Below are 16,957 nucleotides of genomic sequence, written 5' to 3' on the forward strand. Positions count from 1 at the left end.
TTGCTTGCCCGTCGGCCTCATGAGGCCGACCGAGCTCAGACTCGCGCAGCTTGGTGCTTCTGCTGCTCCTCAAAGTCCGGAAGACTTGGGAGCGACCGAGCTTTCCTTCCAGGACGGCGCGGGTCGCTCGATGAAAGCTGCTTTGTGATGGCTCGGTGCACCCGTTCGTCCGTCGTGGCTGATCCGCCGCGGATCTGTTCGATCCGCTTCTGCGTCAGCGCCTGTAAGCGTGCCGAACATTCGGCGATGCCGGTCAGCCGTCGACCGGCCGTGCCGGCGTGTCGAGCCTCAACTGGTAGAACGCCGCATCGAGCCAGCGGCCGAACTTGAAGCCCGCTTCGGTGATCGTGCCCGAGTGCACGAAGCCGAGCCGCGTATGCAGCGCGACGCTGCCGCCGTTGGTCGCGTCGATGCAGCCGACCAGCAAATGCACGTCGGCCTCGCGCGCACGCCGGATCAACTCGCGCAGCAGCAACTCGCCGAGCCCGCGGCCGCGATGGTCGCGGTGGACGTAGACGCTGTGCTCGACCGTGTACTTGAACGCCGGGAACGCGCGGAACGTACCCCAGCTCGCGAAGCCGACCAGCGTGCCCGATTCGTCGACCGCGCCGACGACCGGAAACCCGCCGGCGCGCTTCGTCGCGAACCACGTGACCATCGCTTCCGGCGGGCGAGGCCGGTAGTCGTACAGCGCGGTGGAGTTCACGATCGCGTCGTTCAGGATCTCGAGAATGGCCGCGGCATGCTCGGCCTCGCTGCAATCGATCAGGCGCACGTCGCCGCGCGGTGTCGGGGAATTCATACGGGCTCCTGCGCCTGTCGGCCTTGAACGGATGACACATTCCGCGCGCCGACGGCGGCGGGGGCATCGCAGATCGCGACGACATAGCGCGCGACGTGCGACGACGGATTGCTGAAAACCAGCGGCTGATCGACGCGCATGGCCAGACAGTCGCCTTCGTGCAGTTCGTGAAGCTGGTCGCCGAACGTGACGTCGACGCGCCCGCGGACGACCCACACCTGTTGATGCAGCGCGCTTTCGCGCCCGCCGGAGTCGTACGCGACGCGCGCGCCGGGCGGGAAATCGATCTCGACGAGCTGGATCGGCGAGGGCCAGCCGGGCGGCGACAGATTGCGCCGCACGTACCCGGACGCCGGATCGCGCCATTCCGCCTGCTGTGCGCGCCGCACCAGCGGCTGCGCGGGTGCGTCGTCGCGATCGCCGGCGAACAGCCCGGCCAGCGACACGCCGAGACCGGCCGCGAGCTTGTCGAGCACGACGGCCGTCGGGCTCGCCGACGCACGCTCGATGAGCGAGATCATCGAACGGCTGACGCCGGAACGCGCAGCGAGCGCATCGAGCGTGTAGCCTCGTAGCGTGCGCAGGTCGCGCACGCGCCGGGCGATCCGTTCGTTGATGCCGGTGTCGTCGGCGGGGGTGGCGGTTGATTCTTGCATGATGGATTGATTTTCCAGCAAGCTGGAATTCGATGTCAACGGAATTGCTGCTGTCCCGGATCGAGGATTCGCTGTCGGCCAGGCGCTTGCTCGGCGATCGGAGCGAGCGTAATATACGAAACGGCTATATTTCGTTTAATTAGAGACATATGGGAATCATCAAGATATCCGAGCACATGCACGAACGGCTGCGCTCGACCAGTACCGCGCTGAGCCGTTCGATCAATGCACAGGCGGAGCACTGGCTGCGCGTCGGGATGCTCGCGGAGCTCAATCCGTCGCTGTCCTACGGCGATATCTGCCGGATGCTGATCGAGACCGAAGCACGCGGCGGCGACGCCGGGCCGACGGAGTCGGTCGCCCACGGCGTCGAGCAGGTGGCGTGATGGCGAGACGCGAAATCCCGATCCGCGGTGCCGCGGAAATCGCCAGGTCGCGCGAGGCTGCGAAGCTCGCGTCCCAAGTGCTGACGATGATCACCGAGCACGTGAAGCCGGGCGTCACCACCGACGAGCTTGATGCACGCTGCCGTGAATACATCGTCGACGAGCTCGGCGCGATCCCGGCGAACATCGGCTACCACGGTTATCCGAAAACCCTGTGCACGTCGGTCAACCACGTGGTCTGTCACGGCATTCCGTCGTCGCGGCCGATGCGCGACGGCGACATCGTGAATCTCGACATCGCGGTGATCAAGGACGGCTGGTTCGGCGACACGAGCCGCATGTACTTCGTCGGCGAGCCGGGCGAACTGGCGCGGCGCCTCGTCGCGACGACCTACGAGGCGATGCATGCGGGCATCCGCGCGGTTCGTCCGGGCGCGACGCTCGGCGACGTCGGCTACGCGATCCAGCAGGTCGCGCATCGCGAAGGGTTCAGCGTGGTCCGCGAGTATTGCGGGCACGGGATCGGCGACGTGTATCACGACGAGCCGCAGGTGCTGCACTACGGCCGCCCGGGCACCGGCGTGCCGCTGCGGCCGGGGATGATCTTCACGATCGAGCCGATGCTGAATGCGGGCAAGCGCGACACGCGCGTGCTGGCCGACGGCTGGACGGTCGTCACGAAGGACCATTCGCTGTCCGCTCAATGGGAGCACATGGTCGTCGTGACGGAGCAGGGCTTCGAGATCCTGTCGGACGATGTGACGCCGCCGGCGTTCGCGGCGCTGTCCGGCACGCACGCGGCCTGACGCGCGGTGAGCCGCACGCAGCGGCGCAATGAAAAGGCCCCATGATGGGGCCTTTTCATTTGGCGTCGCGCGGCTCAACCGCGCGTCTTCCGCCATGCGTGTTCGACGAACACGCGGCAGAGCGCTTCCATCCCGTTGCGGTCCTCGTCGTCGAAGCGCGCGGCAACGGGGCTGTCGACGTCCCACACGCCGATCAGCGTGCCGTCGGCGGCCACCAGCGGCACGACGATTTCCGATTCCGACGCGGCATCGCAGGCGATATGGCCGGGGAATTCGTGCACGTCGCGCACGACCTGCGTCTCGCGGGTCTGCGCGGCGGTGCCGCACACGCCCTTGCCGAGCGCGATCCGCACGCACGCGGGCTTGCCCTGGAACGGGCCGACCACGAGTTCCGTCCCGTCGAAGAAATAGAAGCCGGCCCAGTTCAGGCGGTCGAGCGAGTGATAGACGAGCGCGGAGAAGTTCGCGGCGTTCGCGATCAGGTCGCGTTCCGTTTCGACGAGCGCGCGTGCCTGCTCGACGAGCGTCGCATAGAGTTCGGCCTTGGAGGCGTGAGGGTCGGTGGACAGCGTGAACATGGCTGAAATGCGAAAAGGGTTGTGGGCAGCGGGGTTGTGAAAAACGCGATGCGCGTCCCGCAGTCTACGGCACGCGCGGCCCGTTTGCAGCGCGTGGTTCGCGGGCGCCGCCGCTCAGTCAGGTTCGAGTTCGGCGAACCGCTCGGCCAGGAAATCGAGCAACGCGCGCACCGCGGGCAGCAGCCCGCGCCGCGACGCGAACACCGCGTGCACGATCTCGCGGCGCGGTGCCCAGTCCGGCAGCACGGTCGCCAGTTCGCCGCGCGCGACTTCGTCGCGCACCATCATCGTCGGCAACTGCACGATGCCGACGCCCGCGACGGCCGCCGCGCGCAGCGCGAGCATGCCGCCCGTCACGAGCCGCGGCTGGTGGTGGATTTCCGCCTGCGCGCCGTCGGGGCCGCGCAGCCGCCACACGTGCGTGGCCTGCGGCACGCCGTGATCCAGGCTCGGCAAGCGGGTCAGGTCGGCGGGGACGGCCGGCACGCCCCGCTCGCGCAGCAACGCGGGGCTCGCGACGAGACACTGCCCGCGCTCGGCCAGCACGCGCAGGGCGAGATCGCTGTCCTCGAGCGGCGGCGGGCGCACGCGGATCGCGACGTCGATCCCTTCGCCGACGACGTCGACGCGCCGGTTGGTCGCTTCCAGGTGAATTTCCACGCGCGGGCACGCGACCATGAACGCGGCGATCATCGCGCCGACCAGCGAATCGAGCAGCACGACCGGGCAACTGACCCGCACGATGCCGCGCGGCTCCTCGTGCAGCAGCGCGATCGCCTCGTCGGCGGCGTCGGCTTCGACGAGCATCGCGCGGCAATGCGCGTAATAGGTCTGGCCGACGTCGGTGACAGTGAAGCGGCGTGTCGAGCGCTGGATCAGCCGCATTCCGAGCCGCGCTTCGAGCAGCGCGATGCGGCGGCTCAGCTTCGATTTCGGCATGTTCAGCGCGCGTCCGGCCGGCGCGAAGCCGCCGTGCTCGACCACCTGCACGAAGTAATAGAGATCGTTCAGATCCCGTCCGTTATCGTTCATGAAATGGAACGCTGAGTGCGATTTTGGCAGTCTACCGGATCGATCGTTCCACCTCTATATTCCTCCTCAGGATGCGAAACACGTGTTTCGCCGCAATTCGGAGAAGGCAAATGAAGAAGATCCAGGGTGTGTACAGTGCGCCGCGCGGTCATTGGGTCGGCGACGGTTTCCCGGTGCGTTCGATGTTCAGCTATCAGTCTCACGGCATGCACCTGAGCCCGTTCCTGCTGCTCGACTACGCCGGTCCTGCGAACTTCGAGCCGGCTTCGGCGCCGCGCGGGGTGGGCCAGCACCCGCACCGCGGGTTCGAAACGGTGACGATCGTCTATGACGGCGAAGTCGCGCACCGCGACTCGACCGGCGCAGGCGGCGTGATTGGCCCGGGCGACGTGCAGTGGATGACGGCCGCCAGCGGGATCCTGCACGAGGAATTCCACTCGGAAGCGTTCACGAAGCGCGGCGGCCCGCTCGAGATGGTGCAGCTGTGGGTGAACCTGCCCGCCGCCGACAAGATGGGTGCGCCCGGTTATCAGACGCTTCTGGACGCGGACATCCCGGTGGTCGAATTGCCGGACGGCGCAGGTCGCGCGCGGATCATCGCGGGCGAGTTCGACGGGCGGCGCGGCCCGGCGCGCACGCACACGCCGATCGACGTGTGGGACGTGCGGCTTGCAGCAGGCGGCCGTGCACGGTTCCCGATCGCCGAAGGGCGGACGCTCGCGGTGGTCGTGCTGAGCGGGACGTTGCTGGTGAACGGCGAGACGGTCGCCCGCGAGGCGCAGTTCGTGCAACTGAGCCGCGACGGCCGCGACGTCGAGATCGAAGCGAACGGCGACGCCAAGCTGCTGATTCTGAGCGGCGAGCCGATCGATGAGCCGGTCGTCGGTTACGGGCCGTTCGTGATGAACTCGCAAGAGGAAATCCGGACCGCGATCGACGATTTCAACAGCGGCCGCTTCGGCCAGATGCCGGCGTGACGGACAGGCCCCGCGCAACGCGGGGCTTTTTTTCATGCGCGGAGCGGCGGCACGCGTGCCGCGTGCGCTTCGAGGCATAATCGACGGTTGCCGCGCGCCGGCCGGCGCGCTTGAATCAGGACCGACCATGAATGCTTCCGCACCTGCCGCCTCCGCGCGCGCCGACGATCTCGACTGGCACTGGAAATCCTTCGACGCGCTGACGGCGCGTGAACTCTATTCGATCCTCGACGCGCGCAGCGCCGTGTTCGTCGTCGAGCAGAACTGCGTGTATCGCGACATCGACGGTGCGGATCAGGCCGCGTGGCACCTGGCCGCGTACGATTCGGCGGGCCGTCTCGCCGGCTATCTGCGCGTGCTGCTGCCGGATGCGCAGCACACCGACGTGCGCATCGGCCGCGTACTGACGACCGCACCGTTTCGCGGCGCGGGCCTCGGCAACGCGCTACTGTCGCGCGCGCTCGAGCACATCCGCGCGCAGTGGCCGGATGCGCAGGTGAGCCTGCATGCACAGGCCCATCTGCAGCGCTTCTATGGGGCATTCGGTTTCACGCCGAGCTCGGACGTGCACGACGAGGACGGCATCCCGCACGTGTGGATGACCAGCGCGCGCGGCTGACGCGCCGCGCCGTCAGTGGGCGGCGCGTGTCACCGGCGGGTTTTGCGTGCGCCGGGCGGCCGCCCGCTCGTCGATCAGGCGGCCGCGCGCCGACAGCCGCAGCCAGTGCCGCAGCGCGATCAGCGCGCCGATCACGCTCATCATCGAACCCGGGATCCACAGCAGCAGGCCGCCGATCTGCTGGTCGCGCAGCGGGCTGAGCCACGTGAATGCGCGTCCGCAGATCGAATAGATCGGATACAGCTCGTGCGGCGTGAAGAAGATCAGCGCGCCGAGCGCGATCTGCGGCGGGATCGCCGCGACGACGATCAGGATCCGGCGGCCCGGCGACAGCCGCGCGGGCGGCGCGGGACGCGGATCGACGACGAGCCACCAGAACAGCAACCCGTCGATCACCATGCTCCAGTTCATCACGCGATACAGGCGCCAGTCGAGCATCGCGATGAAGTGGATCGGCGACAGCAGCCAGAAATAGATCAGCCCGACGAACAGCACGACCGCGACGACCGGATGGAACACCACGTCGAGCGTCGCGCGCACGGGCGCCCAGGCGAGCGCGGGGCGCACGAAGCGCTGCCGCCAGCGAAACGGGATGCCCGCGCGGATCGCCGCGCCCGGGTAGGCCAGCGCGATGAAGAACGGCCCGAGGTGATGCAGCACGAGATGCTGCGCGCGGTGCAGGAAGAATTCGTGCTCGAAGAAGTAGTCGAGCCGCGTATGCAGCGCGATGTAGAGCGCCGTCAGCCCGAGCCAGAACGAGAACTGCCGCAGCGGCGACACCTTCGCCTTCTTCACGCCGCGCGCGAACAGCACGGCGGCCGTCAGCACCGCGATGACCACGGTCGGCGACGGTTCCCAAGGATCGAGCCAGTACAGGACGTTCATCGCGCGCGCATCACTTCGCCTGGGCCGGCGACTTCACGGCGAACGGCGTGTCGACCGTCTCGCCGTCGGAGAACTTCAGGCGCAGGCGCACGGTGTCGCCGGGCTTGATCGCGTGCCTGGGTTCCTCGAGCATGAAGTGATAGCCGCCCGGCGCGATGTCGACCTTGCCGCGCGCGGGGATCGTCAGCTTGTCGACCATTTCCATCTTCTGCGTCGAGCCGTTCGACACCGTCTGGTGCAGCATCGCCATCCCGTAGTCGGGGCTGTCGACGTCGACGAGATCGACCGGCTTGTCGCCCGTGTTGACGAGCGTCACGTAGCCGCCCGCGGGCAGCTTGTTCGGCAGCCAGCGCACCCATGCGTTGTGCGCGGAGATCGCGCCGGCGGCATACGCGTGCGCGCCGGTGCACAGCGCGGCGAGGAGGGCGAACGTCTTGAGGGTCGTCTTCATGTCGGAGTTCAGGTGGTGGGGACGGTGTCGATGATCCGGCGCACATCGGCGGCGATGGCGTCGGGCGAGTCGCGGTCGGTCGCGAGCAGGCGCGCGCGACCGTTCGCGTCGAAGATGTAGACGGCCGAGCTGTGCGTGACCTCGTAGCCGCCGGACGGATCGCGTTTTTCCATCTGGTATGCGACGCGATAGCGCTTCGCGAGCGATTCGATCTGGCCGTCGGTGCCGGTCAGGCCGCGCGCGTGCGCGGCGTCGAACGCGGCGACGTACGACTGCATTGCCTGCGGCGTGTCGCGTGCCGGATCGACCGAGACGAACAGGATGCGCACGTCGTTCGCCTGGGGGCCGAGCTTCGCGAGCACTTCCATCAGCCGTGCCATCGTTTCGGGGCAGACGTCCGGGCAGTGTGTATAGCCGAAGTAGACGAGCGCGACGCGGCCGCGAAACGCGTTCGCGTCGACCGCGCGGCCATCGCCGCCGGTGAGCGTGAACGACAGGTCGGGCAGGTGGCCCGTGACGTTGGTCAGTTGCCAGTTCGGCTCGTCGTGCGTGCATGCGGCGAGCGCGACGGCGGCGCTCAGCGCCGCGGCCGTGCGGACGAAGCGGGGCAGACTGAAGAGGCGCCGGTGCGGCGCGGGACGGGCAGACGACATCCTGGGGCTCGATCGGACGGAACGGTCGTCGGCCGGCGCGGCGCCATGCGTCGCGCGGCCGGCGGTTGCCGACTGTAGCGCAATTCCCGCGCCTGCGTCCTTTCGAAACCCGTACGGCACGGGCGAGCGGGGCAATATGTCGCAGTTGACGCGGAGGGCCGCGCGAGGCTCGTGCCCCACCGGTTTCGCCCATCTCGCCACGCAGGCGCGGTAAGATGCGCACAATTCCATTCTCGCAGCGGCGGCCCCGCGTTTGCAGGCCGCTCCTCAGACCATCGAATCGATGCAATCCGTTCCGGCTTCCTTGTCCCTGACCGATACCGCGTTCTTTTTCGACTTCGACGGCACGCTCGTCGAGCTGGCGCCGACGCCCGACAGCATTCACGTGCCGCCGTCGCTGCTGACGCTGCTCGATGAACTGCGGCGTCGCACGCACGGTGCGGTCGCCGTCGTGTCGGGTCGCGGGATCGACAATCTCGACACGTTCCTGAACATGCCGGACCTGCCGATCGCGGGCCTGCACGGCGCCGAACGTCGCGATGCGAACGGCGACACGCAGCGCATCGGCTTCAACGACGAGCGGCTGCTGCGCATCGAGCGCGAGCTCGCGGCCGTCGTCGACCGTCATCCGGGCATGCTGCTCGAAATCAAGGGCGCGGCCGTCGCGCTGCACTACCGCAACGCGCCCGAGCGCGAGCCGGCCGCGCGCGCAGCGGCCGAGCGCCTCGTCGCCGAATATGCGGATGCATACGTGCTGCAGCCCGGCAAGATGGTATTCGAGATCAAGCCGAAGGGCGTCGACAAGGGGCGCGCGCTGGCCGCGTTTCTCGACGAGCCGCCGTTCGCGGGCCGCATGCCGCTGTTCGCGGGCGACGACCTGACCGACGAGAAGGGCTTCGCGGTGGTCAATGCGCGCGGCGGCGTGTCGATCAAGGTCGGCGCGGGCGAGACGTCGGCCCGTACGCGGCTCGACTCGGTCGACGCGCTGCACGAGCAGATCGCCCGCTGGCTTGGCGCGGAGCAGCAGGGCGCATGAGTCGGCTCATCATCGTTTCGAACCGCGTCGCCCCGATTTCGGAAGGCGAGCCGGCGGCGGGTGGCCTCGCGATCGGCGTGTACGACGCGCTGAAGGAGACGGGCGGCATGTGGTTCGGCTGGAGCGGCGAGGTGGTCGCGTCCGGTGCGCCGCAGATCCGAATCGAGGAGCGCGGCCCCGTGACGTTCGCGACCGTCGGGCTGTCGCGCCGCGATTACGACCAGTATTACCGAGGCTTCTCGAACGCGACGCTGTGGCCCGCGTTTCATTACCGCGCCGACCTGATCCAGTACGACCGCCACGAGTTCGAAGGCTACAGCCGCGTGAACGTCTGGCTCGCGCAGCAGCTCGTGCCGCTGCTGCAGGACGACGACGTGATCTGGGTGCACGACTATCACCTGATCCCGTTCGCGCGTGCATTGCGTGCGGCCGGCGTCAAGAACCGCATCGGCTTTTTCCTGCACATTCCGTTTCCGGCCGCGCAGGTGCTCGTCAACGTGCCGCCGCATCGCGAGCTTGTCGAGTCGCTGTGCGCGTTCGACCTGCTCGGCTTCCAGACCGATCCGGACCTGCGCGCATTCTGCGACTACATCGAGTTCGAGGCGGGCGGCGAAGTGGCGCGCGAAGGGCATACGGTGCGCGTCAGCGCGTTCGGCAACACGCTGCGTGCGGCCGCCTATCCGATCGGCGTATATCCGGACGAGATCGCGTCGCTCGCGCAGGCCGGCGAGAACGGCAAGGCCGCGCGCATGGCCACGTCGCTGCGCGGGCGCCAGCTGATCATGAGCGTCGACCGCCTCGATTATTCGAAGGGGCTCGTCGAGCGGTTCCGCGCGTTCGAGAAACTGCTGGAGCACCAGGCGTCGATCCGCAACCGCGTGTCGTTCCTGCAGATCGCACCGTCGACGCGCGCCGACCTGCGCGCGTACCAGGACATCCGCCTGCAGCTCGAAGCGGAGTCGGGGCGCATCAACGGCCGCTACGCGGAGCTCGACTGGGCGCCGATCCTCTACATTCACCGCCAGTACGACAGGCAGGTGCTGGCCGCGCTGTATCGCCTCGCGCGCGTGGGCTTCGTGACGCCGCTGCGCGACGGCATGAATCTCGTCGCGAAGGAGTACGTGTCCGCGCAGAATCCGGAGGATCCGGGCGTGCTCGTGCTGTCGCGTTTCGCGGGCGCGGCGCGCGAGCTGACCGGCGCGCTGATCGTCAATCCGATCGACATCGACGGGATGGCCGACGCGCTGTCGCAGGCGCTGACGATGCCGCTCGCCGAGCGGCGCGCGCGCTATGCGGACATGATCGCGCAGCTGCGCGAGAACAACGTGTCGGTGTGGCGCGACAACTTCCTGCGCGACCTGCAGCGCGTGTAATCCGCGCGCGCGGCGAAGGTGGTGCGACGCCATAAAAAAAGCCGCCGTGCGTGAAGCACGGCGGCTTTTTTTGTCGGCTGCGCGGCGCTGTGTCAGGCCACGCGTTCGCCGGTCGGTGCGGTGCCGTCGGGCGCGTGATGGCGGCCGTGCTGCTTCGCGAGCAGGTCGCGGTACAGGCCCGGACGGTTGCGCAGCACGTCGGGGCTGCCGTCGTCGATCACCTTGCCGTTGCTCATCACGATGATCCGGTCGAAGTTGCGCAGCGTCGACAGCCGGTGCGCGATCGCGATCACCGTGCGGCCGACCATCAGGCGGTCGAGCGCGCTCTGGATCGCTTCCTCGGATGCGCTGTCGAGCGCGGACGTCGCTTCGTCGAGCAGCAGGATCGGCGCGTTCTTCAGGATCGCGCGGGCGATCGCGATGCGCTGGCGCTGGCCGCCCGACAGCTTCACGCCGCGGTCGCCGACGATCGTGTCATAGCCTTCCGGCATCGCCTCGATGAATTCCGAACAGCGGGCGTCGCGCGCGGCGGCGAGCACTTCGTCGCGGGTCGCTTCGGGCCGGCCGTATGCGATGTTGTCGTAAATGGTCCGGTGCAGCAGCGAGATGTCCTGCGGCACGAGCGCGATCGCGTGCCGCAGGCTGTCCTGCGTGATCGCCTTCACGTCCTGCCCGTCGACCTTCACGGCGCCGTCCTGCGTGTCGTAGAAGCGCTGCAGCAGCGCGAGCACGGTCGACTTGCCGGCGCCCGACTTGCCGATCAGGCCGACGCGCTGGCCCGGTTCGATATGGAGATCGAAGTGATCGAGGATCGCGCGGCGGTGCGGATACGCGAACGTCACGCGTTCGAAATCGACGCGCCCGCCCTTGGCCGACAGCGGTTGCGCGTCGGAGCGGTCCGGCATCCCGTGCGGCTCGAGCAGCGTCTTTACGGCTTCGGACAGGCGTGCCACGTGCTGCGTGACGTCGACGAGCGCGACTGCCAGATCGCGCGTGCCGTGCAGGATCGTGAAACCGAGCGAGCTGACGAGCACGATGTCGCCGGAGGTCGCGCGGCCCTGGTCCCACAGCCACAGCGCCCAGCCGAGCAGGCCGGCGGACAGCATCGCGGTGATCACCGCGTGCAGCAGGCGCAGCTTCTCGAGATAGAGCAGGCTTTGCTGGCGCGCGTCCATCTCGGCCTTCACCGTCGCGCCGAAGCGCTTCTGTTCGCGCAGCGTCATGCCGAATGCGCGCACGAGGCCCATGTTGCCGATCACGTCGACGAGCTCGCCGTCGACCGCGGCGGCCTTCGACGCGAACGCGTGATGGCGCGCGGAACCGCGCCCGGCGAGCTTGAACAGCACGATCGAGAGCACGGCCGAACAGCCGAGCAGGCCGGCGGCCATCAGCGGGTTCACGACGATGATCATCAGGATCGCGCCCATCACCGCGATGCACGGCGGCAGCACGTTCCACGCCATCGTGTTCTCGGACGTATAGACGGCGTTCGACGTGGCGGTGATGCGGCTCGCGAGCGTGCCCGGCTGCTTTTCCGAGTAGTACGTCGGCGAGTGGCCGATCAGATACTGGAACAGGTCGCGCCGCAGGTCGCCGGTAACCGCGACGAACGTGTGCGCGGCGACCCAGCCGCCGACGCGCCACAGCAGGTTGTCGGCCGCGATCAGCCCGACGAGCAGCGCGAACGCGCTCCACAACGGGCCCGGATGATGACGCCCGGTCGCGAGCACGTCGATCAGGTGTTTGATCGCGTATTGCGAGCCGAGCGCGCAGCCGACGGCGGCCACCACGCTGCAGAGCACGACCAGGTGCGCGACGGGATGCAGGCGGATGTAGCGGAACAGGAACGCGATCGGCCGATGCGCGTAGCTCGACAGCTTCGCGTTGTGGGCGTTGCGCTGGGCAGGGGTGAGAGATTCCAAAATATGCGTGCGGTGATTCGGTGATTGAGCTGATCGATGGATCGCAGCCCACGGTCGCCCGGACTGAATAATCCGGCATTGTAAACAAGGCCGTGCATTGCGCTGCGCGAATCTTGCCTTGGTCAGGGGCGCGCGATCAATTTTGAGATAAAATCCGGCATCCTGTCCTGCCGCATGCGCCGGAATCGCGATGCCGGCGGCGAGGGATGACTCGGAACGCCAAAAGGGCCTTCCACTCTAGAACGGACGCCCAAGTCCGCGGGTTGCAAAGTGTTGCACCTTTGTAACAAAGTAAAGTGTTTGAAATGTTGTGCGCCGTATCGGGATTAACCCTAGATAATCGGCTCCGGGTTCGATTCCAGGTTTTTACGAACCCCTGTCAACGGGTCTTCGTTTCAAACGTTCTATGCCTGTCGCGTCGCCGACGCTCCTTGAGCAGCGCGGGTTCGACGCCCCCGGCAGGCTGATTCGTCCGACTTTCGGACGACATGCATCCAGCCCGGACCGCCGGCAGGTTGCCGACCCATACCTGGTTTTTAGCCGATTTTTTAGGAGTTACGCATGCGAATCGCCCAAATCGCTCCGTTGCACGAAGCGGTGCCCCCGAAACTGTACGGTGGTACCGAGCGAGTGGTGTCCTACCTCACCGAAGCTCTCGTCGAGATGGGGCATGACGTCACGCTCTTCGCGAGCGGCGATTCGCAAACGTCGGCGAAGCTCGAAGCGTGCTGGCCGCAGGCGCTGCGCCTCGACCCGACGATCCGCGACGTGATGGCCCCGCACATGCTGCTCCTCGAGCAGGTGCGCCGCCGTGCGGAAGAGTTCGACGTCCTGCACTGCCACATCGACTACTACCCGTTCTCGCTGTTCTCGCGCCAGCCGGTCCCGCATCTGACGACGATGCACGGCCGTCTCGACCTGCCGGAACTGCAGCCGATCTTCAACGCGTTCAGCGACGTGCCGGTCGTGTCGATCTCCGACAACCAGCGCATCCCGCTGCCGCAGGCGAACTGGCTGTCGACCGTGTATCACGGCCTGCCGGAAAACCTGCTGACGCCGATCCCGAACGTGAAGCCGAGCTACCTCGCGTTCCTCGGCCGCATCTCGCCGGAGAAGCGCGTCGACACCGCGATTCGCATCGCCGAGCAGGCCGGCCTGCCGATCAAGATCGCCGCGAAGCTCGACAAGGCCGACCGCGCGTACTACGAAGAGAAGATCAAGCCGCTGTTCGCGCTGCCGCACGTCGAGTACATCGGCGAAATCAGCGAGTCGGAAAAGACCGAATTCCTGGGCAACGCGCACGCGCTGCTGTTCCCGATCGACTGGCCGGAGCCGTTCGGCCTGGTGATGATCGAGGCGATGGCCTGCGGCACGCCGGTGATCGCATTCAAGCGCGGTTCGGTGCCGGAAGTGATCGAAAACGGCGTGTCGGGCTTCGTCGTCGAAGACGAACTGTCGGCCGTCGCGGCGCTCAAGCGCCTCGATACGCTGCCGCGCGAGAAGGTGCGCGCCGCGTTCGAAGCACGTTTCTCGTCGAAGGTGATGGCGCAGAACTACGTGAAGGGCTACGAAGAACTGCTGCGCCAGAAGCGCCGAACGGTGCTGCGCGAAGTCAACGCAAGCTGATGCCGGCGCGCCGGCCGCACTGCGGCTGAGGCCGTCATCGACGCCCCGTCCGGGTCCCCGGCGGGGCGTTGTCACATCTGCGGCGCCGATCTGTTGTATTCTCGCCGCGCCCGGCGCCGCGAACGGCCCCGGAAGCGGTCCGGCACGCCATCCGGCCGTCTGTCCAGACGGTAATGTCCCTATAATGGCCGTGCCGCGAAATCCGGCCCCGCACGAACATCGAGAGGAGAGCAGTCTTGGCGAGATCGAAAACCACGCGCGCAGCGCCGGCCCCCGGCGCCGGCGTGATCTTCGCGTTGCGCGCGATCGGTCTCGTGCTGCTCGCGCGCTGGCTGTTCTCGATGTCCCAGATGGGCTATCGCGCGTCGCTGTCGGCGATGGTGTCGTCGCCATGGGCGTTCGTCTATCTCGTGCTGATCTTCCTGCTGCTCGCGCTGCCGGGCGCCGTCGCGCGCGCCGAGCGGCCGTTCCATCCGCTGCCGCAGTGGCTGCGACAGGCGCTGCGGGTCTTCGCGCTGATCGGTTTCCTGTTTGCCGTGTGGTCCATCGGCGCGTTCGCGTGGGCGGCCGGCTGGCGCCGCGCGCTGCATGCGGTGACGGCGACCAACGGCTGGCTCGTCGCCGCGCCGGCGCTGTATGCGGCGATCGTGTGGATGTGCCGCCCGCGGCCGCTGTGGCGCACCAACGTGGCCGCGCGCCGCTTCGCGGTCGGCCGCTACGCGATCTCGCTCGATACGCTCACGCGTACCGCGATCGTCTGGATGGAGAGCCGCAAGGTCGGCCAGTACGACGCGCGCGAACTGTCGGTCCGCTGGCCCGGCCGGAGCACGGCCGCCGAAGCCGAGCAGGGTGCGCAGGCGGCCGCCGTGCCGCCGCGTCGCGGCAGCCTGTTTCGGCGGCCGAAGGTGGAACTGCTGTGGGATTCGCCGGCGGCCGTCGGTCATAACCGGCAGATCGTGATGCGCGCGCCGCTCGCGACCGAGGGCGACCGCGTGGCGGTGCTCGCGCTCGACGCCGCGCTCAAGCAGATCGTCTGACAAGGCCTGCGCGGCGCGCGGGCGACAAGGAGGCGCAATGATCGTTCGCTGGTTGCTGGCAGCCGTTCACCTGATGGCGTTCGGCGTCGCGTTCGCCGCGATCGCGGGGCGCAACCGCGCGCTGCGCCGGGTCATCGCGTCGGCGCAGGCCGCCGACCTGCCCGGCGTGTTCAAGGCCGACGCAGCCTGGGGATTGTCCGCGCTGGTGCTGATCGCGACGGGACTCACGCGCGCGTTCGGCGGTTTCGAGAAGGGCGCCGCGTATTACCTTCACGAGCCGCTCTTTCACCTCAAGATGACCGCGCTCGTGCTGATCCTGCTGCTCGAGATCGTGCCGATGCTCGGGCTGATCCGCTGGCGCATCGCCGCGCGGCAACAGCAGATGCCCGATTTGGGCCGCGCACGCACCTACGTGCGGATCGGCCACTGGCAGGCCGTGCTCGTCATGGTCATCGTGTTCGCCGCGTCGGGAATGGCGCGGGGGATCGGGGCGGCCGGCTAGTCTCTCGACCGGGCGGACCCGCCGCCCGGCTCGTCCCGTGCTCAGCGCACGAGGCAGGGGCGCTTGTTGTTGAACGTCCACCCCGGAATCAGATACTGCATCGCAGCTGCATCGTCGCGCGCGCCGAGGCCGTGCTGCTTGTACAGCTCGTGCGCGACCGCGACCGCATCCATGTCGATGTCGATGCCGAGACCCGGACGCTTCGGCACTTCCACGAGCCCATTCTCGATCTTCAGCGGCTCGCGCGTCAGCCGTTCGCCGTCCTGCCAGATCCAGTGCGTGTCGATCGCGGTGACCTGACCGGGCGCAGCGGCCGCGACGTGCGTGAACATCGCGAGCGACACGTCGAAGTGGTTGTTCGAATGCGAGCCCCACGTGAGGCCCCAGTCGCGGCACATCTGCGCGACGCGTACCGAGCCCTGCATCGTCCAGAAGTGCGGGTCGGCGAGCGGGATGTCGACCGCCTGCAACTGCACCGCATGGCCCATCTGCCGCCAGTCGGTCGCGATCATGTTGGTCGCCGTCGGCAGGCCGGTCGAGCGGCGGAATTCGGCCATCACCTCGCGGCCCGAGTAGCCGTTTTCCGCACCGCACGGATCTTCCGCATACGCGAGCACGTGATGCAGGTCGCGGCACAGCCGCACGGCCTCGTCGAGCGACCACGCGCCGTTCGGATCGAGCGTCACGCGCGCTTCGGGGAAGCGCTCGGCGAGCGCCGTCACGGCTTCAACCTCGCGTGCGCCTTCGAACACGCCGCCCTTCAGCTTGAAGTCGTTGAACCCGTAGCGCGCATACGCGGCTTCGGCGAGGCGCACGACCGCCTCGGGCGTCAGCGCGGCCTCGTCGCGTACGCGCGTCCAGTCGTCGGTCGCGCCGCGGCCGTCGCGGTAGGGCAGCGCGGTTTGCGTGCGGTCGCCGACGTAGAACAGGTAGCCGAGCATCTCGACGCGCTCGCGCTGCTGTCCCTCGCCGAGCAGGGCGGCCACGGGCACGCCGAGATGCTGGCCGAGCAGGTCGAGCAGCGCGGCCTCGAGCGCGGTGACCGCGTGGATCGTGGTGCGCAGGTCGAAGGTCTGCAGGCCGCGGCCGCTCGCGTCGCGGTCGGCAAAGGTGCGCCGCACGTCGTTGAGCACCGCATGGTAGTTGCCGACCGGCTGACCGACGACGAGCGCGCGCGCATCCTCGAGCGTGCGGCGGATGCTTTCGCCGCCCGGGACCTCGCCGACGCCGGTGCGGCCCGCGCTGTCCTTCAGGATCACGAGGTTGCGGGTGAAGAACGGGCCGTGCGCACCGCTCAGGTTGAGCAGCATGCTGTCGTGGCCGGCGACCGGAATGGCTTGCAGGTCGACGATGCGCGGCGTGTCGTGGGAAGGCGAGGCAGTGACGGCGTTCATGGCGGCGATGGCGAAAGTGTGGGCAATGCCGTGCGGCAAAAGCTTTGCCGCGCGCGGCGGGAGGTGCGATCATTCGACAACCGACGTGCGCGGCGCGCAAGCCCCGCATGTCGACAGCAACCCGAAAGGGTGGGGGCGACCCGCTCGATGCCGGTGTCGCGGCGGACCGGAACAAGCGCGGATGCGCGCTCCGGTCGACCGTGAAACCGGGCGCCGGCAGCC

The 16,957-nt window shown here is 68.1% G+C and carries 18 protein-coding genes; 9 read left to right on the forward strand and 9 right to left on the reverse strand.

Annotated features, from left to right (window positions below):
• Positions 1-253 precede the first annotated feature (253 nt).
• Positions 254-802, reverse strand: a complete 549-nt coding sequence (locus WS46_RS16095) for a GNAT family N-acetyltransferase (protein WP_059691094.1) — start codon at positions 800-802, stop codon at positions 254-256.
• Positions 799-1,458, reverse strand: coding sequence for a helix-turn-helix domain-containing protein (locus WS46_RS16100; RefSeq protein ID WP_059523701.1), 660 nt, complete (start codon positions 1,456-1,458; stop codon positions 799-801). Before WS46_RS16100 ends, WS46_RS16095 begins: the two co-directional genes overlap by 4 nt.
• A 149-nt stretch (positions 1,459-1,607) precedes the next feature.
• Here WS46_RS16100 and WS46_RS16105 point away from each other — a divergent pair, with 149 nt between their 5' ends.
• Complete coding sequence (locus WS46_RS16105) at positions 1,608-1,844, forward strand: ParD-like family protein (protein WP_059691095.1); 237 nt, start codon at positions 1,608-1,610, stop codon at positions 1,842-1,844.
• Positions 1,844-2,650: a type I methionyl aminopeptidase gene (map, locus tag WS46_RS16110; RefSeq protein WP_059523698.1), complete on the forward strand. Its 807-nt coding sequence runs from the start codon at positions 1,844-1,846 to the stop codon at positions 2,648-2,650. Before WS46_RS16105 ends, map begins: the two co-directional genes overlap by 1 nt.
• Positions 2,651-2,724: 74 nt before the next feature.
• Here the strand turns inward: map and WS46_RS16115 are convergent, their stop codons facing one another.
• Both WS46_RS16115 and WS46_RS16120 read right to left on the reverse strand, forming a co-directional pair.
• Positions 2,725-3,228 carry a GAF domain-containing protein gene (locus tag WS46_RS16115; protein ID WP_059691096.1) on the reverse strand — a complete coding sequence of 168 codons (504 nt, stop codon included), beginning with the start codon at positions 3,226-3,228 and terminating at the stop codon, positions 2,725-2,727.
• A gap of 114 nt (positions 3,229-3,342) precedes the next feature.
• Positions 3,343-4,260 carry a LysR family transcriptional regulator gene (locus tag WS46_RS16120; protein WP_059691097.1) on the reverse strand — a complete coding sequence of 306 codons (918 nt, stop codon included), beginning with the start codon at positions 4,258-4,260 and terminating at the stop codon, positions 3,343-3,345.
• Positions 4,261-4,370: 110 nt separating this feature from the next.
• On the opposite strand from WS46_RS16120, the gene WS46_RS16125 reads away from it, so the two are divergent.
• Both WS46_RS16125 and WS46_RS16130 read left to right on the forward strand, forming a co-directional pair.
• Positions 4,371-5,237 (forward strand): pirin family protein, encoded by an 867-nt coding sequence (locus WS46_RS16125; protein WP_059523692.1) that lies wholly within the window; start codon positions 4,371-4,373, stop codon positions 5,235-5,237.
• 127 nt (positions 5,238-5,364) lie between these two features.
• A complete protein-coding gene (locus WS46_RS16130; protein WP_059691098.1) occupies positions 5,365-5,856 on the forward strand; it encodes a GNAT family N-acetyltransferase in 492 nt (163 codons plus the stop codon).
• 12 nt (positions 5,857-5,868) lie between these two features.
• On the opposite strand, the gene WS46_RS16135 is transcribed toward WS46_RS16130, so the two are convergent.
• Genes WS46_RS16135 through WS46_RS16145 form a run of 3 tightly spaced genes read right to left on the reverse strand, consistent with a single transcriptional unit; the run spans position 5,869 to position 7,845 of the window.
• Positions 5,869-6,741 carry a cytochrome c oxidase assembly protein gene (locus tag WS46_RS16135; protein WP_059691099.1) on the reverse strand — a complete coding sequence of 291 codons (873 nt, stop codon included), beginning with the start codon at positions 6,739-6,741 and terminating at the stop codon, positions 5,869-5,871.
• Positions 6,742-6,751: 10 nt separating this feature from the next.
• Positions 6,752-7,192, reverse strand: a complete 441-nt coding sequence (locus WS46_RS16140) for a copper chaperone PCu(A)C (protein WP_059691100.1) — start codon at positions 7,190-7,192, stop codon at positions 6,752-6,754.
• Positions 7,193-7,200: 8 nt separating this feature from the next.
• The gene (locus tag WS46_RS16145; protein WP_059691101.1) at positions 7,201-7,845 is read right to left on the reverse strand and encodes an SCO family protein; all 645 of its coding nucleotides are present in this window, start codon (positions 7,843-7,845) and stop codon (positions 7,201-7,203) included.
• Between the two features lie 283 nt (positions 7,846-8,128).
• Here WS46_RS16145 and otsB point away from each other — a divergent pair, with 283 nt between their 5' ends.
• Together otsB and otsA are read left to right on the forward strand one after the other, a co-directional pair.
• The gene (gene otsB / locus WS46_RS16150) at positions 8,129-8,881 is read left to right on the forward strand and encodes a trehalose-phosphatase (RefSeq protein WP_059523682.1); all 753 of its coding nucleotides are present in this window, start codon (positions 8,129-8,131) and stop codon (positions 8,879-8,881) included.
• Positions 8,878-10,254 carry an alpha,alpha-trehalose-phosphate synthase (UDP-forming) gene (otsA, locus tag WS46_RS16155; RefSeq protein ID WP_059523680.1) on the forward strand — a complete coding sequence of 459 codons (1,377 nt, stop codon included), beginning with the start codon at positions 8,878-8,880 and terminating at the stop codon, positions 10,252-10,254. Before otsB ends, otsA begins: the two co-directional genes overlap by 4 nt.
• 92 nt (positions 10,255-10,346) lie before the next feature.
• Here otsA and WS46_RS16160 read toward each other — a convergent pair whose 3' ends face one another.
• Positions 10,347-12,176, reverse strand: coding sequence for an ABC transporter ATP-binding protein (locus tag WS46_RS16160; RefSeq protein WP_059523678.1), 1,830 nt, complete (start codon positions 12,174-12,176; stop codon positions 10,347-10,349).
• A gap of 561 nt (positions 12,177-12,737) precedes the next feature.
• Here WS46_RS16160 and WS46_RS16165 point away from each other — a divergent pair.
• From WS46_RS16165 to WS46_RS16175, 3 genes are all read left to right on the forward strand, one after another.
• Positions 12,738-13,802: a glycosyltransferase family 4 protein gene (locus WS46_RS16165; protein WP_059523676.1), complete on the forward strand. Its 1,065-nt coding sequence runs from the start codon at positions 12,738-12,740 to the stop codon at positions 13,800-13,802.
• A gap of 236 nt (positions 13,803-14,038) precedes the next feature.
• The gene (locus tag WS46_RS16170) at positions 14,039-14,839 is read left to right on the forward strand and encodes a hypothetical protein (protein WP_059691102.1); all 801 of its coding nucleotides are present in this window, start codon (positions 14,039-14,041) and stop codon (positions 14,837-14,839) included.
• 37 nt (positions 14,840-14,876) lie between these two features.
• Positions 14,877-15,341, forward strand: coding sequence for a DUF2214 family protein (locus WS46_RS16175; RefSeq protein ID WP_059691103.1), 465 nt, complete (start codon positions 14,877-14,879; stop codon positions 15,339-15,341).
• A gap of 41 nt (positions 15,342-15,382) precedes the next feature.
• Here WS46_RS16175 and gudD read toward each other — a convergent pair whose 3' ends face one another.
• Entirely contained in the window at positions 15,383-16,735 is a 1,353-nt protein-coding gene (gene gudD / locus WS46_RS16180; protein WP_059691104.1) for a glucarate dehydratase, read from the reverse strand.
• Positions 16,736-16,957 lie beyond the last annotated feature (222 nt).

The sequence above is a fragment of the Burkholderia sp. RF4-BP95 genome, from assembly GCF_001521985.1.
GTDB lineage: Bacteria > Pseudomonadota > Gammaproteobacteria > Burkholderiales > Burkholderiaceae > Burkholderia > Burkholderia diffusa.